This window comes from Pseudochrobactrum sp. XF203 (assembly GCF_020341615.1).
GTDB classification, from domain to species: Bacteria; Pseudomonadota; Alphaproteobacteria; order Rhizobiales; family Rhizobiaceae; genus Pseudochrobactrum; species Pseudochrobactrum saccharolyticum.
In genome coordinates this window covers 51,151-77,427 of record NZ_CP084393.1, presented here as the reverse complement: position 1 = coordinate 77,427, position 26,277 = coordinate 51,151, and the positions used below count along the sequence as shown (strand labels likewise).

At 47.3% G+C, this 26,277-nt stretch carries 37 protein-coding genes; 17 read left to right on the top strand and 20 right to left on the bottom strand.

Annotated elements, in window-relative coordinates; all coding sequences use genetic code 11:
* The first annotated feature begins 54 nt into the window (after positions 1-54).
* From LDL70_RS16130 to LDL70_RS16115, 4 genes are read left to right on the top strand one after another with little or no spacing between them, the layout of a single operon-like run.
* Positions 55-2,325: a phage tail tape measure protein gene (locus LDL70_RS16130; RefSeq protein ID WP_225688984.1), complete on the top strand. Its 2,271-nt coding sequence runs from the start codon at positions 55-57 to the stop codon at positions 2,323-2,325.
* Entirely contained in the window at positions 2,325-2,747 is a 423-nt protein-coding gene (locus LDL70_RS16125) for a phage tail protein (protein ID WP_116088426.1), read from the top strand. Before LDL70_RS16130 ends, LDL70_RS16125 begins: the two co-directional genes overlap by 1 nt.
* Entirely contained in the window at positions 2,744-2,983 is a 240-nt protein-coding gene (locus LDL70_RS16120; protein WP_213600175.1) for a tail protein X, read from the top strand. Before LDL70_RS16125 ends, LDL70_RS16120 begins: the two co-directional genes overlap by 4 nt.
* A gap of 3 nt (positions 2,984-2,986) precedes the next feature.
* Entirely contained in the window at positions 2,987-4,039 is a 1,053-nt protein-coding gene (locus tag LDL70_RS16115; protein WP_225688982.1) for a phage late control D family protein, read from the top strand.
* A gap of 88 nt (positions 4,040-4,127) precedes the next feature.
* Here LDL70_RS16115 and LDL70_RS16110 read toward each other — a convergent pair whose 3' ends face one another.
* Positions 4,128-4,430: a DUF982 domain-containing protein gene (locus tag LDL70_RS16110; protein WP_225688980.1), complete on the bottom strand. Its 303-nt coding sequence runs from the start codon at positions 4,428-4,430 to the stop codon at positions 4,128-4,130.
* Between the two features lie 133 nt (positions 4,431-4,563).
* Here LDL70_RS16110 and LDL70_RS16105 point away from each other — a divergent pair, with 133 nt between their 5' ends.
* The 4 genes from LDL70_RS16105 (at position 4,564) to LDL70_RS16090 (ending at position 6,405) form a co-directional block, all read left to right on the top strand.
* Positions 4,564-4,740, top strand: a complete 177-nt coding sequence (locus LDL70_RS16105; protein WP_225688978.1) for a hypothetical protein — start codon at positions 4,564-4,566, stop codon at positions 4,738-4,740.
* A gap of 241 nt (positions 4,741-4,981) precedes the next feature.
* A complete protein-coding gene (locus LDL70_RS16100; RefSeq protein ID WP_225688977.1) occupies positions 4,982-5,734 on the top strand; it encodes a glycoside hydrolase family 108 protein in 753 nt (250 codons plus the stop codon).
* Positions 5,731-5,991, top strand: coding sequence for a hypothetical protein (locus tag LDL70_RS16095; RefSeq protein WP_225688975.1), 261 nt, complete (start codon positions 5,731-5,733; stop codon positions 5,989-5,991). The genes LDL70_RS16100 and LDL70_RS16095 overlap by 4 nt, the downstream gene beginning before the upstream one ends.
* 96 nt (positions 5,992-6,087) lie before the next feature.
* Positions 6,088-6,405: a hypothetical protein gene (locus tag LDL70_RS16090; RefSeq protein WP_225688973.1), complete on the top strand. Its 318-nt coding sequence runs from the start codon at positions 6,088-6,090 to the stop codon at positions 6,403-6,405.
* A 24-nt stretch (positions 6,406-6,429) separates the two neighbouring features.
* Here the strand turns inward: LDL70_RS16090 and LDL70_RS16085 are convergent, their stop codons facing one another.
* Both LDL70_RS16085 and LDL70_RS16080 read right to left on the bottom strand, forming a co-directional pair.
* Positions 6,430-6,597: a hypothetical protein gene (locus LDL70_RS16085; protein ID WP_170265252.1), complete on the bottom strand. Its 168-nt coding sequence runs from the start codon at positions 6,595-6,597 to the stop codon at positions 6,430-6,432.
* Positions 6,598-6,622: 25 nt separating this feature from the next.
* Positions 6,623-7,258, bottom strand: coding sequence for an SOS response-associated peptidase (locus LDL70_RS16080; RefSeq protein ID WP_225688971.1), 636 nt, complete (start codon positions 7,256-7,258; stop codon positions 6,623-6,625).
* A 258-nt stretch (positions 7,259-7,516) separates the two neighbouring features.
* Between LDL70_RS16080 and LDL70_RS16075 the strand changes: the two genes are divergently transcribed.
* The 3 genes from LDL70_RS16075 to LDL70_RS16065 all read left to right on the top strand — a co-directional run bounded on the left by LDL70_RS16075 (position 7,517) and on the right by LDL70_RS16065 (position 9,490).
* Positions 7,517-7,687, top strand: a complete 171-nt coding sequence (locus tag LDL70_RS16075) for a NepR family anti-sigma factor (protein WP_225688969.1) — start codon at positions 7,517-7,519, stop codon at positions 7,685-7,687.
* Between the two features lie 34 nt (positions 7,688-7,721).
* Positions 7,722-8,273 (top strand): RNA polymerase sigma factor, encoded by a 552-nt coding sequence (locus LDL70_RS16070; RefSeq protein WP_028233364.1) that lies wholly within the window; start codon positions 7,722-7,724, stop codon positions 8,271-8,273.
* Positions 8,274-8,389: 116 nt separating this feature from the next.
* The gene (locus LDL70_RS16065; RefSeq protein WP_225688967.1) at positions 8,390-9,490 is read left to right on the top strand and encodes a PAS domain-containing sensor histidine kinase; all 1,101 of its coding nucleotides are present in this window, start codon (positions 8,390-8,392) and stop codon (positions 9,488-9,490) included.
* A 94-nt stretch (positions 9,491-9,584) separates the two neighbouring features.
* Here the strand turns inward: LDL70_RS16065 and LDL70_RS16060 are convergent, their stop codons facing one another.
* The 3 genes from LDL70_RS16060 to LDL70_RS16050 form a co-directional block, all read right to left on the bottom strand.
* Positions 9,585-9,794, bottom strand: coding sequence for a CsbD family protein (locus LDL70_RS16060; RefSeq protein ID WP_225688965.1), 210 nt, complete (start codon positions 9,792-9,794; stop codon positions 9,585-9,587).
* A 116-nt stretch (positions 9,795-9,910) separates the two neighbouring features.
* On the bottom strand, positions 9,911-10,099 hold the full coding sequence (locus LDL70_RS16055) for a hypothetical protein (protein WP_225688964.1): 189 nt from the start codon (positions 10,097-10,099) through the stop codon (positions 9,911-9,913).
* A gap of 244 nt (positions 10,100-10,343) precedes the next feature.
* Positions 10,344-10,547, bottom strand: a complete 204-nt coding sequence (locus tag LDL70_RS16050) for a CsbD family protein (RefSeq protein ID WP_225688962.1) — start codon at positions 10,545-10,547, stop codon at positions 10,344-10,346.
* A gap of 288 nt (positions 10,548-10,835) precedes the next feature.
* Here LDL70_RS16050 and LDL70_RS16045 point away from each other — a divergent pair, with 288 nt between their 5' ends.
* Positions 10,836-11,879 carry an SDR family oxidoreductase gene (locus tag LDL70_RS16045; protein ID WP_225688960.1) on the top strand — a complete coding sequence of 348 codons (1,044 nt, stop codon included), beginning with the start codon at positions 10,836-10,838 and terminating at the stop codon, positions 11,877-11,879.
* 260 nt (positions 11,880-12,139) lie between these two features.
* Here the strand turns inward: LDL70_RS16045 and LDL70_RS16040 are convergent, their stop codons facing one another.
* Together LDL70_RS16040 and LDL70_RS16035 are read right to left on the bottom strand one after the other, a co-directional pair.
* Positions 12,140-12,736: a PRC-barrel domain-containing protein gene (locus LDL70_RS16040; RefSeq protein WP_225688958.1), complete on the bottom strand. Its 597-nt coding sequence runs from the start codon at positions 12,734-12,736 to the stop codon at positions 12,140-12,142.
* Between the two features lie 70 nt (positions 12,737-12,806).
* Entirely contained in the window at positions 12,807-13,181 is a 375-nt protein-coding gene (locus LDL70_RS16035; RefSeq protein ID WP_225688956.1) for a low affinity iron permease family protein, read from the bottom strand.
* 112 nt (positions 13,182-13,293) lie between these two features.
* Here LDL70_RS16035 and LDL70_RS16030 point away from each other — a divergent pair, with 112 nt between their 5' ends.
* The 3 genes from LDL70_RS16030 to LDL70_RS16020 all read left to right on the top strand — a co-directional run bounded on the left by LDL70_RS16030 (position 13,294) and on the right by LDL70_RS16020 (position 14,890).
* The gene (locus LDL70_RS16030) at positions 13,294-13,635 is read left to right on the top strand and encodes a PepSY domain-containing protein (RefSeq protein ID WP_370637855.1); all 342 of its coding nucleotides are present in this window, start codon (positions 13,294-13,296) and stop codon (positions 13,633-13,635) included.
* A 39-nt stretch (positions 13,636-13,674) separates the two neighbouring features.
* The gene (locus LDL70_RS16025) at positions 13,675-14,253 is read left to right on the top strand and encodes a general stress protein (RefSeq protein ID WP_225688954.1); all 579 of its coding nucleotides are present in this window, start codon (positions 13,675-13,677) and stop codon (positions 14,251-14,253) included.
* Positions 14,254-14,416: 163 nt separating this feature from the next.
* Positions 14,417-14,890: a ferritin-like domain-containing protein gene (locus tag LDL70_RS16020; RefSeq protein WP_225688952.1), complete on the top strand. Its 474-nt coding sequence runs from the start codon at positions 14,417-14,419 to the stop codon at positions 14,888-14,890.
* Between the two features lie 67 nt (positions 14,891-14,957).
* Here LDL70_RS16020 and LDL70_RS16015 read toward each other — a convergent pair whose 3' ends face one another.
* The 4 genes from LDL70_RS16015 to LDL70_RS16000 all read right to left on the bottom strand — a co-directional run bounded on the left by LDL70_RS16015 (position 14,958) and on the right by LDL70_RS16000 (position 17,492).
* Positions 14,958-15,182 (bottom strand): hypothetical protein, encoded by a 225-nt coding sequence (locus tag LDL70_RS16015; protein WP_075656819.1) that lies wholly within the window; start codon positions 15,180-15,182, stop codon positions 14,958-14,960.
* A gap of 156 nt (positions 15,183-15,338) precedes the next feature.
* Positions 15,339-15,650, bottom strand: a complete 312-nt coding sequence (locus tag LDL70_RS16010) for a plasmid stabilization protein (protein WP_225688950.1) — start codon at positions 15,648-15,650, stop codon at positions 15,339-15,341.
* A gap of 98 nt (positions 15,651-15,748) precedes the next feature.
* Positions 15,749-16,975: an FAD-binding oxidoreductase gene (locus LDL70_RS16005; RefSeq protein WP_116088438.1), complete on the bottom strand. Its 1,227-nt coding sequence runs from the start codon at positions 16,973-16,975 to the stop codon at positions 15,749-15,751.
* A 292-nt stretch (positions 16,976-17,267) separates the two neighbouring features.
* Positions 17,268-17,492: a cold-shock protein gene (locus LDL70_RS16000; protein WP_075656816.1), complete on the bottom strand. Its 225-nt coding sequence runs from the start codon at positions 17,490-17,492 to the stop codon at positions 17,268-17,270.
* Positions 17,493-17,816: 324 nt separating this feature from the next.
* On the opposite strand from LDL70_RS16000, the gene LDL70_RS15995 reads away from it, so the two are divergent.
* The gene (locus LDL70_RS15995; RefSeq protein ID WP_151159529.1) at positions 17,817-18,782 is read left to right on the top strand and encodes a DUF808 domain-containing protein; all 966 of its coding nucleotides are present in this window, start codon (positions 17,817-17,819) and stop codon (positions 18,780-18,782) included.
* Positions 18,783-18,826: 44 nt separating this feature from the next.
* Here LDL70_RS15995 and LDL70_RS15990 read toward each other — a convergent pair whose 3' ends face one another.
* The 3 genes from LDL70_RS15990 to LDL70_RS15980 are packed head-to-tail and all read right to left on the bottom strand — an operon-like array spanning position 18,827 to position 20,513.
* Positions 18,827-18,988: a hypothetical protein gene (locus tag LDL70_RS15990; RefSeq protein WP_170265255.1), complete on the bottom strand. Its 162-nt coding sequence runs from the start codon at positions 18,986-18,988 to the stop codon at positions 18,827-18,829.
* Entirely contained in the window at positions 18,985-19,239 is a 255-nt protein-coding gene (locus tag LDL70_RS15985; RefSeq protein ID WP_075656814.1) for a hypothetical protein, read from the bottom strand. Before LDL70_RS15985 ends, LDL70_RS15990 begins: the two co-directional genes overlap by 4 nt.
* Positions 19,239-20,513, bottom strand: coding sequence for a type VI secretion protein ImpB (locus LDL70_RS15980; protein WP_116088439.1), 1,275 nt, complete (start codon positions 20,511-20,513; stop codon positions 19,239-19,241). The genes LDL70_RS15985 and LDL70_RS15980 overlap by 1 nt, the downstream gene beginning before the upstream one ends.
* Before the next feature lie 225 nt (positions 20,514-20,738).
* On the opposite strand from LDL70_RS15980, the gene LDL70_RS15975 reads away from it, so the two are divergent.
* A complete protein-coding gene (locus LDL70_RS15975; RefSeq protein ID WP_116088440.1) occupies positions 20,739-21,935 on the top strand; it encodes a site-specific integrase in 1,197 nt (398 codons plus the stop codon).
* Positions 21,936-22,103: 168 nt separating this feature from the next.
* On the opposite strand, the gene LDL70_RS15970 is transcribed toward LDL70_RS15975, so the two are convergent.
* The 5 genes from LDL70_RS15970 to LDL70_RS15950 form a co-directional block, all read right to left on the bottom strand.
* Complete coding sequence (locus tag LDL70_RS15970) at positions 22,104-22,613, bottom strand: hypothetical protein (RefSeq protein WP_225688948.1); 510 nt, start codon at positions 22,611-22,613, stop codon at positions 22,104-22,106.
* Positions 22,614-22,662: 49 nt separating this feature from the next.
* A complete protein-coding gene (locus LDL70_RS15965; protein ID WP_225688946.1) occupies positions 22,663-22,818 on the bottom strand; it encodes a hypothetical protein in 156 nt (51 codons plus the stop codon).
* Between the two features lie 130 nt (positions 22,819-22,948).
* The gene (locus tag LDL70_RS15960) at positions 22,949-24,460 is read right to left on the bottom strand and encodes a tripartite tricarboxylate transporter permease (protein WP_225688944.1); all 1,512 of its coding nucleotides are present in this window, start codon (positions 24,458-24,460) and stop codon (positions 22,949-22,951) included.
* A gap of 48 nt (positions 24,461-24,508) precedes the next feature.
* Positions 24,509-24,967, bottom strand: coding sequence for a tripartite tricarboxylate transporter TctB family protein (locus LDL70_RS15955; RefSeq protein ID WP_022709606.1), 459 nt, complete (start codon positions 24,965-24,967; stop codon positions 24,509-24,511).
* A 221-nt stretch (positions 24,968-25,188) separates the two neighbouring features.
* Entirely contained in the window at positions 25,189-26,160 is a 972-nt protein-coding gene (locus LDL70_RS15950) for a tripartite tricarboxylate transporter substrate binding protein (RefSeq protein ID WP_151159534.1), read from the bottom strand.
* Between the last annotated feature and the right edge of the window lie 117 nt (positions 26,161-26,277).

Sequence of the window (26,277 nt, the reverse complement as noted above, 5' to 3'; positions counted from 1 at the left end):
GAACTTGTTGATTGGCTCGAAACAGCTTCGAAAATTCCGCAGAGGCGTATCTAAATGGCTAACCTTACCTCAATCCTTACCGTCCGCTTGATCGATGCCGTTACGGCTCCGGCGCGTGCGGCCGCGAATTCGATCCGCGGGATCGGGACGGCGGTCGATAGCACGAACGCACGCCGTCTCGCTATCGGCGGCGCGATTAATACGATGGTGACGGACGTTGGTAAGGCTACGGATCGCCTTCGCCGGAACTTTAATAATATGACTAGCGGGCTTTCTATGCCCGCTAGTTTCCTCACGTTCTTCGGTGCCCGCTCGGTTTATGACTTTGAGAAAACGTCGAACGCCTTGCAGGCCGTCACCAACGTAACCGACGTGCAGCGCAAATCGATCCAGAGTTACGCGAAAGAGCTAAACGAGCTTTTCCCCGCGACAAACTCCGAGATCATGAAGGGCACTTTTGAACTCGGCCGCGCCGGTTTTAAGTACGAACAGATTATGGGTTCCATGAAAGGAATGCTTAATCTCGCGCTGGCCGGTGACATTGAAATTAAAGAAAGCGCGGATATTGCTACGAACGTCCTGACAGCGATGCGTCTGCCTATGAAGACGGTTGAGCAGGCTTCGGAAAGCCTGACCCGCGTAAACGACGCTCTCGCCTATGCCGCGTCAAACTCGAATACCGACGTGCGCATGATGGGCGAAACCTTCAAGTATGTCGGCCCTATGGCTGCGGCTGCGGGTATGTCCATTGAGGAGGTATCCGCCGCGTCAATGGTTATGGCGCGAAATGGTATCCGTGCGAGTGAGGCCGGTGTCGCAATGCGGTCCGCTCTCGTTCGTATGGTTCGCCCGACAAAACCAATGCTCGCCGCTCTTGAGCGTTTGAACATCAACGTCAACGACTTTGTAAAAGGCGGACGTCAGATCAGCGCACAAGATATTGTCTCCTCGCTCGCTGTGGACGGTATTGATGCGACTTCATACGCAAAGCAGATTGAGCAGGTTCTCAATGACCCTTCGCTCAAAAAATCATTGAGCAAACTTACCGAGAAGCTGACGAACGTTATCGGCGGCGACGGCTCCGTTATGGATAAGTCGAAGCTCGCCGAAACGATTACTGAGGCTTTGACGGCCGCAGGCTCCGAGGTCGATTTCTTCGGGTTTATCCGTACCCTTCGCGAGAAGGGTGCCGACCTCGGCGATATCGCTCGCGTCTTCGACGCTCGGCAGGGTTCGCGCTTGATTACGCTCCTCGCTGGCGATCTCGATAAAGCTCTGTCTGATGTTGAGAATGGAGCTAAAGGCGCGACCGACCGCATGGCTAAAATCATGATGAAAGGTATCGTCGGAGATTGGGCGGCGTTCATTGCATCAATCGAAAACCTGTTCGTAACGCTTGGTGAAAGCGGCGTTCTCAAGACCGCCTCGGAGGCTATCAAGTGGGCGGCAGACGGGTTAAAATCTCTATCTGAGAGCAATCCTAAACTGCTAGAGTTCGGGACGTATGCGATCATGATTATGGCCGCTCTCGGCCCGATTGCTATCATCGGCGGCGGCGTGATCTCATTCTTCCTGTCGCTTGTCTCGCTGATGATGCTCGCCACCAAGTTCGGGCGTGGAGCGCTTGCTGTTGCCGCTGCAACGATGGGTGTTACGGGCGCGACAGCAGCGGGCGCTGCGGGCACGGCTGCGGCAAGCGCTACGGTTGCCGGTGCCGCAACAAAGGGAACCTCTCTTTTTGGTAAAGTCATCAAGGGAGCGGGCGTCGTTGGTACAGCGTACACGATTAACGAAATACTCGGTGCTATAGACCCAGAGGGCAATCTATGGGGGCTTACGAGCGGAATTGATGCGTGGATGAAAGAAAAGACGGGCATCGACCCGTCAAAGATCGGCGCAAGCGAACGCGTCGCCCCGCAAGTATCACCTGAGGAAGGTCGCGCCCATGATCTTGCCGAATGGCAGGCTCGACAGGCCGCGATTGATACTCGCCTCTCGCAGATCGAAAAGAATACTCACCCGTCTATGCGCGACATGCCAAACATGGAGCGCGAGAATTTGCAGGTAGAGCGGACAATGCTCGACCAGCAAATTAATGACATGACGCCGCAAGGCGACGCGGCGGGCGGTGCTTCGGCAGCAAACGAGACAATGGGGGCGTTCAACGCGGCTTTTGATGTTCAAGCGGCCGAGGCAAGGGCGAAAGCCGTTGCTCTCGCGCGAGAACTTCAAGCGATCCTCTCGACCACGATAAGCCCGACCATACGGCCAAAAATGGATATGTCGGCAATTTCAGGCGTCCATGCGGATACAGGAGTTGAATAATGCTTATGAATTTCGGAGCCTTAAAATTCGAGGTCTGGCCGTTCAACCCGACTGCAACAAGTAGCGAGAGCGGCGGTGAATATGTCGAAAAACCAATAATGGGTCGACGTCCGCCGCTCGAATTTGTTGGAGAAGCGGCTGAGAATTTTACGATCTCAGTAAAATTATTCCCTGCCAAGCTCGGTGGCCTTGGATCATTAGAGCAACTTCATACAATCCGCAGAAGCGGTATGCCCCAATATCTCATGCGTGGCGACGGTGTTCCTCTCGGATGGTTTGTGGTGACGAGCGTTGGGGCTGAAAGCTCCTACCTCGATGCGAAGGGCGTCGGGCAAGTGATCGACGTTGACATATCTCTGCGGCGCGCAGATGCGCCGCAGGATGCCGACTTCTTTGCAACAGTGATAGGAATGCTCGGATGATTTACACCGGCAACACGGAAACCGTCGTCGTAAAGGGTGAGGCAATTACCCTTTCCCTGCTGGTCTGGCGTCGGTTCAAGCGGCAAAGCATGGGTTTTGTCGAGCGCGTCCTCGATATGAACCCCGGCCTTGCCGATATCGGCCCGATTATTCCGGTCGGAACCTCTATTCGCTTCCCGATTGACGCTCCTGAATTGAAAAACAAAGAGCGAAACGTCGTCCATCTTTGGGATTGATCCATGAATACAACGGTTCGCAAGACGACCTGCATCGTCATGGTTGACGGGCAGGATATTTCAAGCGCGCTCCTCCCCCGTCTGATAAATCTAAGCATTACAGATAAGGCGGGAGTGTCGAGCGACACGATACGGATTGAGCTTGATGATGGAGAGGGCGCGATCCTTTTGCCAAGCGAGGGGGCAATTCTGAGCGTTTCCCTCGGCTCAAATGACGCCGGAGCCGCCGTGGTCTTTCGCGGCGTCGTCGATGAAGTCCGCTCCTCCGGCTCCCGCTCTGCCGGTCGTGTGCTCTCAATCTCCGGAAAGGGATTTGACGCGCAGGGCAAGGCAAAGCAGCAACAGCAAAAGCATTGGGACGGTAAGAACCTCGGCGATGTATTCTCGGAGGCAGCAAAGCTCGGCGGGATTGAAAACGTCCGCGTCGATGAAGAACTGAAATCTATCATCCGCCCTTATTGGGCGATGCAAGGCGAGAGCTTTATCCATTTCGGAGAGCGGGTCGCCCGCGAGATCGGCGCGACATTCAAGATTTCGAATGACGTTGCAATCCTCGCGAAACGAAACGGCGGGCGCTCGGCCGGAGGCCAGCAGCTTGCCGTTGTTCAGGCTGTTTACGGCGAAAATCTTATCTCGTGGGATATCGCACCCGTGACCGGTCGCCCTCGTTACTCGAAGGCTAGAACACGATGGTACGATAAAAAAACAGGGACGTGGAAAACCGAGGAAGTCGAGATCGAGGACGAAAAAGCCAATGCCGAATTTACGAGCCGGTATCCGGCCGGAGACGCGGACGAGGCGAAGCGCAATTCCGAGAGCCGGAAGGCCGACAGCGAGCGCGGCAAGGGTGATGGGTCGATCACGATTGACGGCAATTCGGAAGCACAGCCAGAGGGAACGGTCGTTCTTACTGGCGCTCGTCCAGGTATCGATGGGACATATCGAACTGAAACCGTCCAACATGATTTTTCCCGCAATACAGGTTGGATAACGCGTATTGATCTAAAGCAACCTAGTGGGGATGCCGGCAAGGATAAACGGAAAACCTCTGGCTAATCAGTATCTCTTTAATAAAGGATATTCTTACAGCCTCTAGCAATAACATTAAGCCCGAATGCATCGTTTCGGGCTTAATGCTGAACAACTAAACTCGTAATTGGTCGCTATTTGAAAGTTCAGAAGCCGACCAAGGAATTGGAGGATTAGGTATATCTAGTATGTCACGTTTACGGGCGAACCCCTGTATCGCGTTTCGTGCCGCTATTACTGGTTTTACCCCATCATAGGCATCACAACATGCCTTCCAGGCAGTTTCATAAATGAGATCGCGATCGTCTTCGGGCCATTCATGTAAGAACATAAGTGCATCGTGAACGTTGGAAAGTTCTAATGTCAGATAACGTCCTTTTTTAATGTAAACTGGTTTGTCAAACAAACGGTCGCTCACAGAAACCTCCTATTCTGAACGAAGAGTTGGGATGACGGTTTGGATTTAGTGATAGAAATCCTTTTTTCAAGACAGATCTTGATAGAGCGATATACCTGCCTTGGTTTAATCAGTTTCAATGCGGCTGTTGACCATGGAACATTCTTCCTTTGCCTCTGTTGTATTGGTAGGAGGAAGTGAAATGGATGGCCAAGAATATATCTCAGTATATTATTTATTAATTTCAATATTAGTGATCGCTGTTTTTATGTTGGTGTTTTCTATGTGGCAAATGCGAAAAAATTGCTGGCGCGATAAGGATAAAAAATAACATAAGAAACCTGATAGGAACTTTCCTAGCCTCCGCCAGTTTACAATACAGGAGGCAGATTATGAAAGTTTATGAGTATATTTCTATCTATAATGGTGCAGTCGCATTAATTACAATAACAGTTGTGATGATTGTCTTTTTGACATGGCAAATGCGTAAGCGACGCAACAAAAAACAACTGACATCAAAAAAATAAATCATACCCCGCTTATGCGGGGTTTTTCTTTTAGAAAGGAACGCAATGCGTGAGACCTTAACGACCGCGCTTGACTTGACCTTTGGTCATGAGGGCGGATATGTGAATAATCCGAAAGACCCGGGCGGCGCTACAAAGTACGGCATAACACATAGGACGTTGGCAGCACACCGCGGCGTACAAAGTGTTACGCCTGCGGAAGTGAAAACACTGACCAAAGAAGAAGCTATCGTGATTTACCGGCGCTCTTATTGGGTGCAATCCGGCGGCGATCTGCTTCCGGTTGGTATTGATTTTATGGCTTTTGATTATGGTGTGAACAGCGGTCCCGCACAGGCGGTTAAATCGCTGCAGCGCGTGGTTGGTGTGACTGCGGACGGCATTGTTGGCGGCCAGACTGTCGCTGCGGTTAAAGCTTATAAGGGCGATCTGATCGGCGCTTATGCGGCTGAGCGTCTTCGGTTCATGCGGACGTTGAAAACATGGCCGGTGTTCGGTAGGGGCTGGCGCGAGCGGGTGGTGAGCGTGGAAGCGCAAGCACGTCAGCTCGTCAAAGGCAAAGTGACAATTACTGACGTGTATACTGCTTCAGCCAAGGCCAACCCCAAAGACCAATCTCTCACAGAAACCTTAAAAAAACCAGAGGCGTGGGCATCGATTGGCGGTCTTTTATCCGGTCTTGGCGGCATGGCTTCCGGATCGGGGCCGATCCAGTGGGCGCTTGCAATCATCATGGTTGGAGCGTTCGCTACAGGTGCATATTTCCTTATTAAGCGCATGCAGGATCAGGCGGCATGAGGATCAGTCTTCAACACATCACAGGTGCGGTCATCGGAGGGGCAGTTTCAGGCCTCTTTTTTTATGCGCTCGGACAACATGACGGCAAGCAGGATGCAGCACTCAAAGTTGCACAGGCCGTCACACAAGCAAATCAGAACAGGGCAGGGATTAATGAGGAAGTTGGGAACATGGACAGCTACAGCCTTTGCCGTGAGCTTGGCGGGGTGCGCGACGAGTGCGAGCAATTGCGCGGGCTGGCAGAAGATCAACCTTAAATCGGAAACGGCTGTTTATCTGGCGGGCAATGACATGAATGCAGGCAAAAGCATTGCCGGTCACAACGCCTATGGGAAGAAAGCGGGGTGCTGGTAATGGAGGATCCATTAACTTCATATGGACTTAAGGTATCGGTTGTTATTGCAGGGTTCGCTGGCGGAGTACTTCGCGCATTATCACACCAAAACTATACCTTTCGTGAGGCTGTAGCATCACCTGTATGTGGTGCCCTCGCGGCTGGCTATCTCACCAGCCCGCTAGTTCACTATCTCAATGCTATTCATTTCCCACTACCGCCCGATGATGGTACCAATGTGACAATTCATGCTGGAGCATTTCTTGTAGGCATCTGCGCAATGTGGATAAGCGATGCTATTTTTGAGCTCATCAGCAGGTGGATTAAAAAACAATAGGTACAGGTATAGCAGGTCGTAAGTTTAACCTTCTGCTTTGAATTTTAATGCTTCCTTCAGCAGTGTTTTTCTATCTCGCCCAAATTTTTTAATGAGCTCTTTCGCTTGTAAAGGGGAGACGTCAGTATTTTCAGCTAAAAATTTGACGTCCTCATCTTCAGTTAAAGGTGTAGTATTTTTATCATCGGTCATAATTTATTCCTTTAATATCATTCACCTAATTGAGTATTTTTAGCTTATATTCACTCAAGGGTCTTTGCAGCTCTTTTGCAATTTCCCATGGCGCTGTCATCCACATATCGAATTCTTCCAGCTCAGTCAGAATGACTGGCATAGCTTTTGGGTGGATAGGGGCGACGACTGAATTCGGTTCACTGGTCAGGAATGCAAACAGGGTGTGATTTTGCTTGCCCTCTGATGGCTTTCTAACACCAATCCATTCTGTCCAGATGCCTGCGAAGAAAAACAGTGGTTCCGTTTCATCAATTGCAAACCAGTGCAGCGGCTTCTTTCCTGTCTTCGGGGCAGGCTCCTGTGCATACTCGCTGAATGATGTCGCCGGAATAAGGCACCGATTTGCAACGGTCAGCCACCGCTGCCAATGGCGGGATGAGATATTCCGCACATTTGTTATGCCTTCGTCGGCCTCGCCTTTGACGTACATCGGCGGGGTTGGCATGCCCCATCTGCTTAATGCTAACTCTGGTCCATCCAGATTGTTGCGCAATATTGGCGCCGGATAATCAGGGTAGATATTTTCATCAAATGATGCGCCGTTTGTTAGATCAATATATGACCCGACGGCCTGCTTCAGCTGAGCACTATGCATTTTAATATTATAGATATTGCACATTTCACCCTCCGCTTCTTTAGAAACGCAGAAACGTACTTTTGGTTCAAATCGCGAATATCAACGGCACATCAAATGATAGATTAAGGTTGTGAAACGCGCTGATGAGGTTCGTTTTACATAATTTGATTGTTCTGTAATTTTTAAAAAAAACAGGAACCCAACGCTTGCGAATGCATTTACTTACACGAACACCAAAGTATGGTCATCACAGAATCGCAGGAAAATCAGAGTGCATAAAGATTATTGAAAAGAACTATCATGGAAAATAAATCAAAAAATCTAAAAATATGGGAGACTGCAGCTTTCAGCCCAGATCAAGGCATAGGAACAAAGTTGCGGTCACTATACAACTCTCTAAGAGATGAGGAAATACCTGAGAACTTAATGAAGTTACTAAATGAATTGGATAAAGCAGAAAAATCTAAATAAAGATTTAAGTGGTATTGCTGGGAGATGTTTAACTATGAGTGACAATCCGTCGTGTTTTAAAAAGAGCCTAATAGAGTCGCTGCCGGATTTGCGCGCTTTTGCAAGATCTCTTATTAGAAATGCGGATAAGGCTGATGATTTGGTACAGGATACAATTTTAAAGGCGTGGGCAAAACAAGATTCCTTTGAAGTTGGCACGAACATTAAAGCTTGGCTTGTCACAATACTGCGCAATGAGTTTTATAGCCAGATGAGGAAGCGTGGACGTGAAGTGCAAGATAGTGAAGGCACTTATAGTAACGCCATGGCAATACATCCCGCTCAATATGGTTCACTGGATTTAAAGGATTTTCGAAAAGCGCTTGATCAACTCCCTGACGATCAGCGTGAGGCGATCATCTTAATAGGCGCATCAGGTTTTTCTTATGAAGAGGCCGCTGAAATCTGTGATTGTGCAATCGGAACCATAAAAAGTCGTGTTTCAAGAGCAAGGTCACGATTACAAGAGTTACTTGAGATCGAGAGCCTCGGACATTTTGGCCCGGATTTATCGTCCGCTCATGTAGCTCTTAGGAGTTTTGTATAAGGACTCCTTAAAAAATAATATTAAAGTCGCCCTGCAGTGTTTTTAAGAGACATTCGTATCAGTTGATGCTTAAAAGCAAGTTATGCAACTGCCTCTTAAGCCTTTTGGTGATTCCTTTGAATAATGTTCACTACTTTTTATCTGAGGTTGGAATATCAGCGGATGAAATAAGGGCTTTTGATTGGTCGAAAACACCACTCGGTGATCCTGAAAAATGGCCAGTGCAGTTAAAGACGACTGTCCAGCTTATGCTCGCATCACGCTTCCCAAAAGCCATTGTCTGGGGTGAAGAGTATACAACCCTCTATAACGATGCATTCAGAAATATCCTTGGTGCCAAGCAAAATTGCATGGGACAATCTTTCAGAGATATATGGAGTGAAGCTTGGCCAAATATTGAGCCAATGATACTTGATGCCTATCAGGGTAAGGCGACATTTATCGAAGATTTCCCGTTAGTTATTAATCGTCACGGTTATCCAGAAAAATGCTATTTTACATTTTGTTATAGCCCGATCATTGATGAAACGGGGCGTGTTTTGGGCATGATTGATACCGTCATTGAAATGACGGAAAAAGTCGAGGCTGTTCAGAACGCCGTCGTCATTAATGCTGAATTATCCCACAGAATTAAAAATACATTCAGTGTGGTTCAAGCGCTAGTAAATCAAACATTTCGTAAAGCTGATTTAAAAGAGGCGGTTCCAGTGTTTTCACGAAGGCTTCACGCTTTAGCAAAAGGACATGAAATTTTACGCTTGGGCGGCACCTCTAATGGAACAATTGAGCAAGTTATCACGTCGGTTTTTGAATCTTTAGCTAGTAAAAGCAAAATAGTTTTAGAAGGGCCCCAAATTCTGATCGGTCCTAAAGGTGTAATGTCAACATCACTACTAATAAATGAACTGACTACGAATGCTATCAAATACGGTGCTTTATCAGTCCCTGATGGCTCCATATTGGTTAATTGGAGAGTCAGCAATGAAGGTGATATTTCCACATTAATTTTAGAGTGGCGTGAGCGAAATGGGCCGATAGTCAAAGTTCCGACTACAAAAGGTTTTGGCTCACGTTTAATTAAAATGGGGCTTATGGGGATTGGCGCTTCAAATGTTTATTATAATGAAGATGGTTTGCATGCCGTCTTTACCGCGCCATTCCAACAAATCCAAGAAGAAGGTAGGCTATATAGCTCCGGAAGCCGCTTGACACGATAAACGGGTATTAACGGAGAAGAGAAGGATCTCAGTCAAGTCTCAGTTATCTGGTATGCACAGCTCATGGGTTGTGCATATTATAAATTTTGAAATTTTATGTATTTCGGGATAATTTTCTATACCATTCATTGATCTGCTCTCTCACCTGTTCAGGTGTTAGATTGTAGCGCTGTTGTATTTTATGCTCCAAAGCATTCTGTTCGCCAGCTATTTCGTCTAGTTCCTCTGATGTTATGTTACCCCATTGTTCACGAATATTTACTTTATATCGTGGCCAGTCCGTTTTAATTTGATTCCAGTCCATTACATGCCCTCCTAGGAAATATTAGAGAGATCACCTATAATTCAGTATCAGTCTGACAGCTCATTTATTGATGTCACACTATGCAAGCTGAGTGTTTATGCGATGATCTGATGATCTTAGTTTGTTTCGCTATTTTCATTGGTTTGATCGGAATTTATGGTGTTTTCACTTTTTGAAATATAACCTCCATAAATCTCTGCGCCCACCCAAGCCAAAAGGACAATGATAAGACTTGAGATTAAAACAATCAAAACTGGCCGGCCTTTGCTGCCTTGGCGAGCTTTTTGCGGGGGAATTTCCTTCATTTTAACCTCCTCTATAATCCAATGATATTGTTGAAGAAATTTTAACTCATCTTCTCAGTTCCTTATCTTTAGGCAGCAACTTGATTTACCAAAACCATAATGATGCCTGCTTAATGCGCATGTTTAAGCTAAGTGAAAAGCACGTGGTTTCAGCTATCTTTGTAGAGTTTATCTCAACCTATTATGCGACAATGAAGAAACGTTGCTGGATAAGGAAAAGCTCCCATGCGGGAGCTTTTGAGGATTACCATCCTTGGCGATTATACCAGTCATCAACGTCTTTTTTGACGCGATCTTTTTCAATTCCGTACCGCTCTTGAATTTTTCCTTCAAGCTGTTCACGGCGTCCGTTTACTTGATCCAGATCATCGTCAGTCAGCTTTCCCCACTGCTCTTTGATCTTACCTTTGATCTGCTTCCAATTCCCTTCAACTCTGTTCCAATCCATCAGGATTCTCCTTCGTTTAATGGTTTTGATACAATGAACTAACGAAGCACAACGAGAATGGTTCAATAAAAGCTGATAAAATTTACATATTTAACATCGTCTACTAAGTGCTGGAGTTTTCGAATTTATGTAGTTGCTGCCCACAAACAGGGTACTGGTCTGTAATACTGGCACTTTAAATTAGTTTCGGAACCAAGATAGCGTTGCAACATTCCTCTTATGAGCGGTGGTCGTGTCAACCGAACATGATGGTAATGAAAAACACTTTGATTTTTTCGGTTTCTCATTGTGGCCAACGAAATGGCAGCCGAGTTTCTACCCCATCCGGCTATCGTTCACATAATTATTTTATGGGAGAGAGCCGTGTCACAATCTTCAAAAAATTCAAAAAAAGCAAAAATTACTGCCTCCCGACAAAGGAAGCTGCAAGCACAGGTTTCCGATAAGAAAACGGAACATTCATACGAATCTGAAACTGGTGCACGTGAATATCCGGTTCCACCTTTTCCGAAGCAAAATATAGCTAAGCCAGGGTCTGAAGCAGTTTTGAAACCCGAGCCCTTGTACGATGCGCCGTACTACTCAGGATCAGGAAAACTACAGGATAAGGTAGCACTTATTACTGGTGGAGATTCCGGTATTGGGAGAGCCGTGGCAGTTTTATATGCGCGTGAAGGTGCAACCATTGTAGTTTTATATCTCGAGGAGAAAAAGGACGCCGAGCTTACAAAGCAAATGATCGAGAAAGAGGGGCGTGAATGCCTCTTAATTCAGGGAGATGTGCGGGATCTGGCATTTTGTGAAAAAGCTGCTTCAGATGCTGTAACAACCTTTGGCAGGCTTGATGTCCTGGTTAATAACGCAGCTTTTCAATTACATGCTAACCGCTTTCAGGATTTGTTGCCGGAGCATTTCGATGAGACAATACAGACCAACTTGTATGGTTATTATAATATGACAAAAGCTGCATTGCCTTTTTTGAAAAAAGGAGCGGCGATTGTTAATACCGGTTCCGTCACAGGATTGAGGGGAAGCAAGAAGCTCGTTGATTATTCAATGACTAAAGGTGGTATTCATGCTTTTACACGTGCTCTTGCCGCAAACTTGCTATCAGACGGCATTCGCGTAAATGCGGTAGCTCCCGGGCCTGTATGGACCCCGCTCAATCCAGCCGATAAAGAGGCTGCTGATGTTGCTGAGTTTGGGGCTGACACCCCAATGAAAAGACCCGCGCAGCCGGAAGAACTTGCACCCGCTTACGTGTTTTTAGCTTCTGAGCAAACAGCGAGCTACATAACGGGAGAGATTTTACCTGTAATAGGTGGATATTGATAAAATAATGGCCTTGGGCTGACGCGCCAAGGCTCTTAACTTCAAAAAATAAACGGCTAATTCTCCGGAGCCGTTTGTAATGAGTGAGGCGCTTCCTGAGTGCCTACAGTTGGTTTGCTGGGTTTGTTTACTACCCATACTAAAAGCATCAACAGCACCACTATTAAAATCAGGTAGCCATATTTCATAGTGCATAGCTCCTTTCAAGCATTAATGACTGCCCGGTACCAAGCCGGACAGTCATCATAAATATGTGTGCGTTATGGCGTGGTATTGGTTTGCGGAGTAGCCGGAGCGGGGGATGCCGGCATTTCCGTTGGGCTCTCTTTGTTTGCAGCTGCGGGATCAGCTACACCTTCCGGGAAAAGCGATGAACGGTCGAAAGCCGGCGCAGCATTCAGCTCTTCTTTGGTTGTTTTAATGACTAGCCATTTCTTACCATCGCTACGCATAGCAAGCTGTAATTGATCTGGGCTTACCGCTACATCTTTTTCACCTACACCCAAAAAACCACCAACACCGATTACAGCAGCTTCAATCTGACCTTCGGGACTCGTAATAAGGTCATTCAATTTACCGACAGACTGTGCGCCATTTTCCGAGCTATCATAAACGGATTGTCCGATGAATGATGAGACAAGAAGCTGCCCTGGCTTTGCTTCCAAAAAGCCAACCTTATTGGTTTCAGCAGCTGTATCCGAAGGTTGATTTCCGAACATGTTCTGCGTTTTAACGGTGGTTTGAAGCTGCTGCTCCATTGGCGCACTTGGCGTGGTAGTGGTGTCGCTAGTCTGAGCATAGGCCGCACTACCAATAAACAAGGCACACGACGTTGCCAGAAGTTTAGCTCTCAACATAACTATCTCCTTTGCACGTATGTTACAATTTTCTAACATTCGGGCGGCGGAATAGTTCCAAAATATAATTTCAGTTTTTTTCAGATTGGCTTTTTAGAGCTGCATGATGTTCGATTTTATCTCTTAATTTTTTGAGTTCCTCCAATGGCAGATGCTCAATTCCAATGACCCTTTCATCGGCATTTTTTAGCGCGTCAATCAACTCATCAACTTTTGTGTGAAGTGCGCATGAGTCTCTATTTTGTGAGTTCTGAATAAGAAAAACCATTAAGAATGTTATTATTGTTGTAGTTGTGTTTACAATTAATTGCCAGGTATCAGAGTAATTAAAGAATGGTCCAGATAATGACCATATAACTATAAATGTAATCGCTATTAAAAATGAGCCATAGTGCCCAGTAATTTTGGATATTTCCTCGCTTAGATCAGAGAAATATTGACCCATTTCGATCTCCCGTATTATTTTCATTTATTACATTATGTTATCCCTTGATTGATACTGAATTTTGGAACAATCAGATTTCCTCCTCGTTAGTAAAATATCCACAGGAGGTTATATGATGAAACTCAAACTGATCACTTTGACATCTGCGTGTATTTTTATGACTGCAAGTGCGTTTGCTCAATCAGGGACTAATCCACAAAACACGCAGACTGACACTACTAAGACTCCAGCAATTGTCACGCCGAATTCAACCAACCCTGCGGCACCCGTGAAAGGTGAGAACAGCTTCACAGAAGATCAGGCAAAAGAAAAAATTGAATCTGCCGGGTTTACTGAAGTCAAAATGCAAAATCTAGATACTGACGGCATTTGGCATGCAACAGCTCAGAAAGCCGGTGCGAGTGTGAATGTTCTTATGGATTATCAGGGTAACGTCACAACAGCCAATCCATAATATCACAATTGAATTGCTTTATATAAAAGGGAGAAGATTATGAAAAATATTACAGCGCTATTTGATGACTACTCAACCGCCAAACAGGCCGTTCTTGATTTGGAAGCAGCAGGTATCCCTTCAGATGATATCAGCATCGTCACTCATGACGCGAATAAAGAATCCGGAGCCGCTGAAGGAGCTGGAGTAGGTGCAGGTATTGGTGCGGCAGTAGGTGGCGCGGGTGGCTTGCTGGCGGGGCTGGGGCTGTTGGCAATTCCGGGTGTTGGACCAGTGGTTGCTGCGGGCTGGTTGGCTGCGACAGCCGCTGGCGCGGCTGGAGGTGCGGTAGTTGGTGCTGCTGCTGGCGGTTTGGTTGGAGCTCTGGCGGAAGCAGGTGTATCCGATGACGATGCGCAAATGTATGCAGAGGGTGTGCGTCGAGGTGGTACCTTGGTAAGTGCCCATGTAGCAGATGAAAAATATGGTATCGCGCAGCAAATTCTGACGCGTGCAAACATGGTCAATCTGGAAGAACGCCGTCGCAGATATACTGAAGAGGGCTGGGAGCGTTTTGATCCGGATGCACGACCATATAGTGTGGATGAAATCGATGCGGAGAGATTACGTTATCGATAAATAATTATTAAAGGCAGAGTAATCTGCCTTTAATTTTTTCCGAGAAATATTAGTTATGTGTATGATTATTAAGAAAAATATTTTCTTTTTCTGAATCGCTAAATTGATGCTCGGAACTTAAATCTCTTCATATCGTTGTGCTCAATTTACAGGAGGAGACAAGATGAAAACTCTAGCTGATATTTTTCTGCATACCCTAAAAGATGTTTACTATGCAGAGAATGCAATAGTTAAAGCTTTGCCTAATGTAGCTAAGGCTGCACAGGATGCTAAACTCAAAGAAGCCGCAGAGAAGCACTTGGAAGAAACGAAAGGCCAGATCGAGATTTTGAAAAAGGTTTTCAAGTCTATCGGTAAATCTGCGGAAGGTGAAAAGTGTGATGCTATAGAAGGTCTCATTAAAGAGACTGATGGATTGATAAAAGAGGCTTCAGGAACAGCCTTAAATGCCGGATTGTTAGCAGCATGTCAGGCTGTCGAGCATTATGAGATTTCCCGTTATGGGTCCTTGCGGGAATGGGCCAAGCAATTAGGTCATGAGGAAGCCCATACCTTACTTAGTGAAATTTTGGATCAGGAAAAAGCCACTAATAATAAACTAACTAACTTGGCTATCTCCTCAATCAATAAGCCGTAACGAATGAGATATGCAAATATGAGAACATCGGAATTATTCGATGTTCTCATATAGTTTGGAATAAATTTTAGAATAGATACTCTTCAATTTCGGAAATTAATTTTGCAATTTTCTGCGGGTCTTTTTCTCCGCTTTTATAAATATTTATCACGGCTCTTGCCAAAACATCCTTGTTCTCATCGGATGTAGGACACCGGCCAAGAATATTGCAAACCTCATCATAGGCTTGTTGCAGCATATGTAATTGCTCTGGTGTATAGGCACCAACGATATCAGCTTTTTTAAAAGGCATTTTCTTATCCCGCTTCTAATCATCAATATAGACTGATGGCAGCGGATGAAATTGTCATATCAAGATTTGTGAAGAGATATGACCGGCTGGAAAAAAACCATAAAAAGCCAATAATTATAAAACCAAGCAAATTTACGTTTTGCATACGCTTATAAATTACTTAGACTCTTTATTCTTTTTACGTGTTTGAGCTGCTTTTTTTGCCGTAGCGGATCGTTCGCTCGCACTCCTTGGTACGGCTACCTCACCACCCTTTTTGCCACCTTCTTTCGAGGCGGGGTGATCGGTTTTCTTGCCTCTTCCAGAGCCGCCGGGCATTTTACCGCCTCCATCATCTTTGTTTACGGTTGCCCATGCGCGGCTTTCGGCTTCATCTTCAGGTATACCTTTTTTCTCATAACTTTCAGCGATGTGTTGTGCTTTTCTCTTCTGTTTGTCTGTATACTTAGATTTATCGCCACGGGGCATGATTGCTCCTTTCTACCATTTGAGTGAATACCAGGTTCACACTGATATGTTGGTCAACGGTATAGAATTGGAGATGTTCCATATTTAGGAACTTTGGCTCAACGAAATTTGAATAAATTCTCGACGGGATCTGATTGTCCCTTTAATTTGGCGGAGATTATATCTGCAGCTATCTTGCTAAAAGTTATGCCGTTGCCTCCATATCCCATAACTGCAAATACGTTTTTATGATCAGGCACTTCACCGATCATCGGTATACCAAGTTTGGTATCTCCAAAGGCAGCGGCCCAACGAAATGCCGGCGTCCCAATATTTATATTCAAAAGAGTGCTGATTTTTTCCGCAATAGTGTTTGTTTTCTCAGCTAATAATTGAGGATCTTTGTATGCTTCCGGGCTTTCCGTGTCCTCACCGCCAGCAATTAGGCGGCCGTCATAACCGGTGCGGAAATATAAGTATGGATCTGAACCTTCCCAGACTAAAAAATCATTCAGCCAATGCGGTAATCTGATATTTTTCCGGCTTGCTAAAGCCCAGGTCGAAATAATTTGATGATTTTTGTTTTTTAGCGATTGTAAAAATTCGTACCCAGTACAAAAGATTACGAACTTTGCTGAATAAATTTCGCCTGCAGAAGTTGCCAGTATCACTTGGTCATTTAAAGATACAAAGTCAGTTATCTCAATATCTTGTATGATTTCTGCTCCGTGTTTTTGAACGAGCTTTAGTAAGCCAGCTGTCATTTGAGCCGGATTTGCAGATGCAGAGTATGTGCTTACAATTCCTGCAGTGCGGTTGATATTGAATTCGGTTTTTAGAGATTTTTGATCCAGATATCTGGCATCAATCTGGGCAGAGTTACGAGCTTTGGTCTCTGTCAGTAGGGCACGTTTTCCGTATTTATCACCCGCCAAATACAGCGCAGATTTGTGCTGCATCTGACAGTGAATTCCATGTTTTTTGATAAGTTTATGTAAATCGCTGACGGCATTTACAGAGCGTTGCCATATTGTTTCTGCCTGGAGTGTTCCGGTGTGCTGGACCATTTTGTGGAGAGGCAGATCAATTTCATGCTGCAACATAGCAGTACTGGCCATAGTACTCCCATGCACAGGTGTTCTTTTATCCATGATGGCAATTTTACGCTTATGACCGGTTAGTGCTTCGGCAACCAATGCACCGCTAATTCCCGCACCAACAATAATGATATCAAAGTTACGTGTTGAAGCTGTTTTTCTCGTTCTTACAGATATATGGGGTGTAGTCTGCCAGTAAGGCAGCGATACTCGGAGTTTTTTCTCAACTGTTACACCCGTCTTTTTCATATCCAGATCCTTTGTGAGTCAATCACAAGGCTAACTTTTCAAAAGTGAAATGGTTCAACATCACCTTAGGAGATTTGAACAAATGGAATACGCAGAACTGCCAATGCTCGGCATTCTGTGAGTGTTAAGGATATGCTGGCGATTTCACTCATCCTGATTATCGTTGAAGTTTTTGATCGACGATAAAGAAAAATATGGGTCAATAAAAAAGGCCAGACAAAATGTCTGACCTCTCGCGGTAATGTTTTCAACTGTGCCAGTACATCCGTGGTCAAAGTCGAGTTATACCAAATTATACAGCCTGAAGATTGGTGGCTGACATTTTGCCGGAACGGTTATCACGCTCTAAGTCGTAACCGATTTTCTGGCCTTCTGCGAGTTCACGCATGCCAGCACGCTCAACAGCTGAAATGTGAACGAACACATCTGCGCTGCCTTCATCAGGCTGAATGAAGCCGAAGCCTTTTGTAGAATTAAACCATTTAACTGTGCCAGTGGCCATAACGAACCCTTTCATAGCAATAATAGAAAACCACAGCGTATGAACGCCGTGAAAGTGATAGCGATTTTTTGAAGGAAGGTTCGTCAGAGGCGCATAGTGTGCGCTAAAAGCAAAGCTAAACAAGCAAATATCGATATCAAAAATATAGGTACTTAGCTGTCCTGTGTCAACCTTTGGTTTTTATTTTATAAAAATCTACTTTTGGTTGTTTGTTGATTTGGTAGTTGCTGGAACGATCATGTGCTAACGCCGCCGGTAAATCCCTCTTTATCAACTACTCCTAATCTTGTTTATTTTTATCGGTGAACTACTCTTATTTATTCCATTGGAGATGATGATATGAGTGGTTTGCTGGCGCTTTTAGATGATGTGGCTGCCATCGCGAAGGTAGCTGCAGCTTCTGTCGATGATATTGCTGCCAATGCAACGCGTGCCGGCACAAAAACCCTTGGTGTTATTATTGATGATGCTGCAGTAACGCCAAATTATGTTGTCGGAATAACTGCGGCTCGCGAACTTCCTATGATCGCACGAATAGCTATGGGGAGTTTGCGAAATAAGGCCTTTCTCATACCGGGCTTATTAGCATTGGATTATTATTTTCCGGTTGCAGTGACTGGGCTTCTAATGATTGGCGGTGCGTATCTTTGCTATGAAGGCGCAGAAAAAATCTGGCATAAGCTAATTCCCTCAAATTCCCACGAAGGCGGTGAGACTGATGAAGTTCAGGATCCTACAGCGCTTGAAGAAAGTCGTGTCTCAGGCGCAGTGAAGACGGATTTCATATTATCTGCCGAGATTATGACGTTAGCTCTCTCAATGATTGAATCCCGATCTTTATGGATTGAGTTAGTAACATTATGCTTGGTTGGTCTTATGGTAACACTGCTTGTGTATGGAGTCGTCGCTGTAATCGTTAAACTTGATGACTTTGGTGTGCTTCTAGCCAAAAAAGGCAGATTGTCTTGGACGCGTGCTTTTGGTCATTGGACGGTTCGTTCTGTTCCCAAATTATTGTGGCTACTGACCGTAATCGGCACCGCAGCGATGCTTTGGGTCGGTGGGAATATTTTCATTCACGGAATGCATGAATTGGGGATGCATCAGCCGAATGGATTCATAGAGTATCTGGCGACATTAGCATCAAGCAAGGTTTCAGAAGCCTTTGCTGCTGTGGCTAACTGGTTAGTGACTGCATTTTCCGATGGTATATTCGGCTTTATACTTGGTTCACTTTTAATCCCTGTTGTCGGAAAAATATTCTTTCCGACTTGGAACTTAGTGATGAACAAAACAAATCAATGAGCATTTCCATAAATTTGTTTAAGATACAGGATTGAACCGTTGGTTCATTTCGGCATGTATAATCCATCGTCCTTATGCTCGAAACAAAACCACTCTGTGCCGAAGCGACCTTTGAAGCCGTAGGCTCCCCAGTTCTTGCACCCTTTATGTAAGCAATAATGGATATAAATACCTTTGGATGTGCGGAATTTGATATCGTCGCTCATGCCAGCCCTCCGGTGAAGCCGGACATCTCATCCAGCCGAACCATGGCCATACGCATCTGACCTTTGCAGCCCCGTGCCTTGCATCGGGCGCGTTTCTCAATCTCATCCAGGTAGAGCTGTTCACGGCCTTTGGCTGTGCAGATTGTGGCCTTATTAATGTAAACAAGCCTGCTGCATTTCTTGCAGATCATTTCCAGCTTTTGAGTGTCAGATAAATCACTGACCCTGTAGTTTGTTTTCCAGTTGCCCATTAGTAGAAGTCCTCCGCAGAGGGGATGCGCACATAACTGATCTTACCGCCGACATGGCCACCCGCTGGCGGCTTCCATTCACCCATGTGAACAATCGTGCTGGAATATTTGGAATTGAGCGCATCCATAGCGCCATTGGCTCTTTCCCATTTCTGCCGGATCGCATCATCATTGTTGAAGATATCCAGCTGACGGGCATTGGCCTCGCTCAAATCCATCAGGGTAACACCGACACGGAAAATGGTTGTGCGTCTCGGCAGTTCTCTCCGTGCGCATTCCCAAAGCGCTGTATGCGCCGTCATAATGGCTTGCTCATCATTCACGGTCGGCATTTTGATCGTGCGGAACCATGAGCCGCCATCAATTGCCATCCAGAGCCACAAGCCGCTGGCATAATATTCCTCGCGCCGCAATCGTCTGCCAGCCTTCACCAATAGCAAGCGGGCAATCTCATAGGCTCCGTTGATACTACGGCTCTCCGGCGGCAATACACGAGCATGGCCATACATGCCACGCTTCTGCGGCATGGCCTGAATGTCGTAGCCGTGCAGCGCCATCCACAGCCGTTCACCATTCACACTGCGCCAGATTTTGCGCATATGTTTTGGCTGCAGGTTGTATAGCTGCTCGGTTGTGATCACTTGACTATGAGCCAGCCGCATTTTCATGCTGTGGCCGACGCCCGGAACGTCTTCCAGCTTCACCTGAAACAGCGGCTCCGGCATCATATGGGGGTGCCAGATTGCTAAGCCATTGCCATACTGGCCAGCCTTCTTGCTGGCGTCCTTGCCAGCTTTACAGGCCATCTTTGCCAGCTGCCGGTTGGCTGCGAAGCCGATTGAACTTGTGATGTATGGCCCGATATTCTGTCCAATCCTCTGCTTGATCTGAAGTGCCAAGCCTTCCGGATCTCTCCGCCCGCGCTCATCCAATATGCAGGTTAACTCATCAATGCTCTTAGCCGTATCAATGGGGATAACCGTTTCAATCTCGCAGAGCAGGGCGTTATGGGCGCGGCGATACAGGTCTGGTTTCTGCCCGACCAAAATTAGGTCCGGACAGAGTGCTTTGGCATCCTTAATCTTCATGACGTTTTTGACGCCATAGGCTTTCGCTTCTTTTGAACAGGCGATTACGGCCGTACGATCTGTGCCTTCGAATGGCACAACGCCAACAGGCCGACCACGCAGGCGCTTATCGCATTGCTGTTCTACACTCGCAAAAAAGCCGTCAAAGTCGAGGTAGAGACGTTCAATTGTTTCTGGCTTACGCATGGCACAACAAATCCGTGGCGCAAACGAGTGCGCAAAAGGTCGGTAAGTTTTTAAAAATTCAATTCTGTTCTACAAATGTTCTCAATCTTAAGAAGAGTCAAGACAGATTCTAAACAGCTAATAGACGTTGTGAATTACGGGAGTAACGTCTGTTTAAGCGTCCCATATTCGAATTGATAGGCGCCTTCTGTTGCATACATTCTGCGTGTCAAATAGCGTGTAACCATGGCTTTACGAAAACGAACATTACCATCCGGGAAGAACGCCTGGCTTGCCGAGTACCGCGACGGTGAAGGCAAGCGGAGGTTTAAGCAATTCACTCGGAAAAAGGATGCCGATGACTTCCTTTTGACCGTTCGTGGTGAGGTTCGTCATGGTACGCACGTTGCTGAATCTGAAAGTGTTACTGTTCAGAAGGCTGGCGAATTATGGCTGTCTGCAGTTGATGCGCGCGGGCTTGAGCGCTCTACGGCTAATCAGTATGCGCAGCATGTAAATCTGCATATTTCTCCATTTATCGGCGCTACCAAACTTTCGAAATTAAATATCGCTGCGGTACGCGCATTCGAAGATAGATTGCGTGATGAGGGTCGTTCTCCTGCAATGGTTCGAAAGATATTGGTGAGCCTCGGCTCATTGTTGTCAGACGCACAGGATCGGGGTTTAGTTGCTCGCAATGTTGTGCGTGAAAAATCAAAAACTCGTAGTTCCGGTACGGATCGCCGTATTGAAAAACGAAAGAAAGGCAAGCTGAAGGTCGGGGTGGACATTCCAACCACAGAGGAAATCCGGTCAATCGTCATGGCACTTGAAGGCAGGTGGCGACCTTTGTTTTTGATGGCAATCTTCGCTGGGTTGCGAGCGTCTGAGTTGCGAGGCTTACGGTGGAGTGATGTTAATCTGAAGAAAGGTGAGGTGCATGTAAGCCAACGTGCAGACCGGTTTAATGAAATCGGTGCTCCCAAATCTGAGGCAGGCGAACGAACCATTCCTGTGCCACCAATTGTAATTGATGCAATGAAAGAATGGAAAAAAGAATGCCCGCACGGAGTATTAAATCTATGCTTCCCAACGGGGGCTGGAACGGTCGAAAGTTTAGCGAACATTCGTCGACGCGGCTGGGCGCCAACGCAAATTAAGGCTGGCGTTGTTCTTAACACCGGTAAACTCGATGAGGATGGGCGGCCGATATTGGAAGCAAAATATTCTGGTCTGCATAGCACGCGTCATTTCTTTGCTTCATGGCTGATCAATCGCAAAGAGGATGGCGGCCTTGGTATGCCGTTAAAAGTGGTTCAATCACGAATGGGGCATGCAACAATCAATGTTACGGCTGACGTATATGGACACCTATTCCCATCTGATAACGCAACTGACGAACTGGCATTAGCTCAAAATGCATTGCTTAGAGGTGCAACATAACGTAACATATTTATAAAATTATTGTTTAAAAACAATGATTCAAATAGGATTGAAAATCCGCGTGTCGGCGGTTCAAATCCGTCTCCGGGCACCACTTTAATTCTCCACTGCCTAGCTTTGAACCTGTTTAATTACCGCTTTGTCGTTTGTTTTGGCTTTATGTGAAAATCAGTGCTGTATTTTTCCGCTGAGTGATTTGTAACACGCGGTCAGCTCCTGCATGGCCGCTTCCGACTGTGCAGATGCAAAATAATAAGGGCCGATTTGCAGCTTTTTTGCTGTTGAGATCAGTTTGATCCAGTCCGGTTCCCCGTTCAGCTCAACCGTTAATGTACCGGCGAGGGGCATGGCTTCGGCTTTGATTTCGCGGTCATTGATAAAAACCGGATAGCGGCCGGTATTTTTCGGAAATTCCTGAACGACTGACAGCATGGCGGATAACAGCGGCACCGTCTGGTCCGGTGTTGCTTTGACAACCACTATTGAAAACTCGCTCTGCTCTGTGCCTTTCAGAGAGATAAAGCAGGAGCATTGTGCGGTCTGCAGCGTCCAAGTTTCTATCTGCTTTTCAGACAAAGCATGATCCCCGTCTTCTGCGCTGCACATTTCCGGTTCTGGCGGTTTGGGAACCGAGAAATATAATGTCCACAGAATGATGACGGAGAATGTTGAGAGCATCACTTATCCGAAAATATCCCGCTGATGTGTTTGAAGCGGCAGGAACACTTCAAGCCGTCAGCAGCAGCGTAATCATCGCAATTGCGGCCAGAGGAATAATCGCCCAATAATATTCCCTGCGCAATTTTCCTGTACTGACCGACAGGGCAATAAGCATCGCGGCAACAATCGGAATAACGATAAACACAATATCAGTCAGTGACATGAGACACTCTTCAAAGGATTTGCAATTGCCGGAGCAAGCCAATCCGTAACATAAAAAAATGACAAATCCTTATGAAAATGAAGAGGGGGAGCAAATCTGCTCCCCCTCTTGTTGTTCTGTGGCTGCGTAATCAGGCGACTTCGGCAGCAAGGCGTTTTTTCTGACGTGTCCTGCGGGCAAGTACCGCCGGAATAATTGCCACGGCTGCGGCCAGTATCCAGAGGATCAGCGAGATTTTACTCTGGAACAGGATGGAGATATCTCCGCCGCTGATGGCCAGTGCATTGCGCAGGTTCACTTCCATCATATTGCCAAGCACAAAACCCAGAATAATCGGCGCCATATCAAAGCCCGCTTTACGCAGCAGCCAGCCGACCATGCCGATTGCAAGCATCAACAGCACAGCAAAGACAGATGCATGGCTGGAATAGACACCGATAATTGAGAGGATGAGGATACCCGGTACCAGAATCCAGTTCGGCAAAGTCAGAAGACGCGCAAATATATTGACGAGCGGCAGGTTGAGTAACAGCAGCAGAATATTACCGATGAACAGGGAGGCAATCAGACCGCCTACAATTTCAGGGCGTTCGGCAATCAGCATCGGGCCCGGCTGAATATTATAGAGCATCAACGCACCGAGCATAACGGCAGTGGTGCCTGATCCCGGTACACCCAGTGTCAGCATTGGCACAAAGGCACCGCAGGCTGTTGCATTATTCGCCGCTTCCGGTGCCGCAAGGCCGCGGACATCGCCTTTGCCGAAAGTACCTTCCGTGTCGGAGATACGTTTTTCAGTTGTATAGGAAACAGCACTGGAAACGGATGCGCCGGTGCCGGGCAAAACGCCGACGATGAAGCCGATGAAAGAACCGCGCAATGTTGCGCCGGTTGAGCGCACAACATCACTCCAGCGGGCAAACATACGTCCCATATTGCGGATAACAGTATGGCCTTTAGCCTGATTTTCCAGAATGAGTAATGCTTCGGAGATCGAGAAGAGACCAATCACCAGCACAACAAATTCAATACCATCGCCGAGTTCCGGTTCATTGAAGGTGAAGCGATAGGCACCGGAGGTTGCGTCAAGGCCAACAGTTGCCAGCATCAGACCGAGTACACAGCCGATCAGTGTTTTGGCAGGTTGTGAACCGACCATGGAGCCGAGTGTGGCAAAGGCAAACACCATCAGTACAAAATATTCGGCCGGACCAAAGCCGATCGCAATACCGGATAGCAGTGGTGCAAAAAGTGCTAGACCTGTTGCGCCGATCATACCGCCGACAAAGGAAGCCAGACCGGACAGCATCAGCGCTTCACCGGCACGTCCCTGACGCGCCATCGGATTTCCGTCCAGCGCAGTCATCACTGCACCGGCATCACCCGGGACATTGAGCAGGATTGAGGAAATACGACCACCATATTCTGCACCGCAATAAATGGCTGCCAGCAGGATCATCGTACTTTCCGGCGGCAGACCCATTGTATAGGCAATCGGCAGCAGCAGAGCGATGCCGTTAATGGGGCCGATGGCGGGCAGGGCACCGACCATAGTGCCGATAAAAGCACCGATCAGGCCGATGAGAAGATTTTGAGTTGTCAGGGCAACGGCAAAACCGTTCCAGAGATAATCAAGATTCATGTGAGAAATTCCTTTCGGCGGAAAAATGGCCGGCTGAGATACGGCCAATCAGCCAAAAACAATGCCCTTGGGCAGATAGACTTCGAGCAAATAGGAAAACACAAACCACCAGAGCAGGGCTTGTACTGCGCCACCTGCCAGTGCGAATTTCAGCGGTGCGCCAAACAGGGCTGCAATTACGGTAACGATGAAGAAAACGGTCAGCAGAAACCCCGCGGTTTCAAGCATAAGCACGGCCACAACCAGTGTCAGGGGCACGGCCAGTACCCGCAACAATGTGGCTCCGCGCGGAAAATCTTCAGCCTCGCCCGGATTTCTGAGATAAAAGAAACATAGCAACCCGAGAATGATTGCCAGCATCACCGGCACGACCCTTGGTCCGAGCGGATCTGACGCAAAAGCATAGTCAATGCGACTGCCACCGATGCCGTAAACCACGGCCAGCACCAGAAAACAGGCCGCATAAATCAGTCCTGTACGTTTTGAATTGACTGAGTTTTCGGACATAAATTGCCTCCTGCATCGCCGCCGGTAAGGCGGTTGCCGCATAATTTGTTCATGGCTTTGCGAAGATGCTGCTGCATATCCGGACACGGCCAGAGAAGTTTAGAAGTGAAACAGATTGGTCCTGCAATACCGGCAAAAGCTCAGGATGCGGGATCAGTTAGGGTGCGGAGCCGCTATGCAGGCGGCACGGAATGGAGGCCGCGCCACCCGCAAGGCTGTGTTTACATACCTGCTTCTTTGGCCAGTGTTTTAAAGCGTGCTACGTCAGCTTTAACCTGATCGTCAAAAGCCTGCCCGATCTGGGTATAGGCATAAAGGCCGCGGGCTTCACGCTCTTGCGCAAATTCCGGTGTTTCTGCCATTTTGGCAAAAGCATCGACCCACCATTTATAATCAGCGTCGGAGACATCTTTGCCGACATAGTAACCGCGCCAGACCGGCCAGTCGATTTCAACGCCCTGTTCGCGGGCAGTTGCCACATCTTTGAGATCACCCGGCAGACGCTCCGGTGCCATCACCGCAAGAATACGCACTTTGCCTGCGGCATGATGCTTTGACATTTCCGCAGCATCACCGGCGCCGACTTTGACATGGCCGCCTTCCAGAGCAGTCAGTACCGCGCCGCCGCCTTCAAGCGCGACATAGCGCATTTGTTTCGGATCCTGACCGGCATTTTTGGCCAACAGCGAACCCTTCATCCAGTCTTGCGATCCGACCGCACCGCCGCCGGCAATTGCAAAGTCAGAAGGGTTTTCCTTATAGGCTGCAATCAGCTCCTGAAGGTTTTTGTAAGGGGAATCTGCCGCCACAACCAGCACGCCGTAATCTGTGCCGAGAGCACCAAGCCAGCGGACGGCACTTTCATCATATTTACCGAATTTGCCCTGTGCGATCAGCAGCGCCGAGCCGGTGGAGGCTGCTGCGATCATATTATTATCGGCTGCGCGTTTGCCGATGACATGATTATAAGCAACTGCGCCGACGCCGCCTTCCATATAGGTGACAGCCATTGGTTTATTGATTGTTTTTGTCGCTAGCAGTGCATTTGCTGCCAGACGGCAGGTCAGATCAAAACCGCCGCCTGGCTTCGCCCCCGCGAGACATTCCGGTTTTGACGGTTCGGCCTGAGCACTTGCTCCCGCAGTGAAAGCCACTCCGGCAACGGCCAATGCACCGATAAATAGATGTTTCATATGCGCTCCCTCTCATCCGCTCTGCTGGCGGTTCCTCGCAATATCTGAACGACAACCGGCAGTTTTACATCGCGGTGTGAAGACCGCAGTCACCGGCATCACAGACATTCCTCCCAG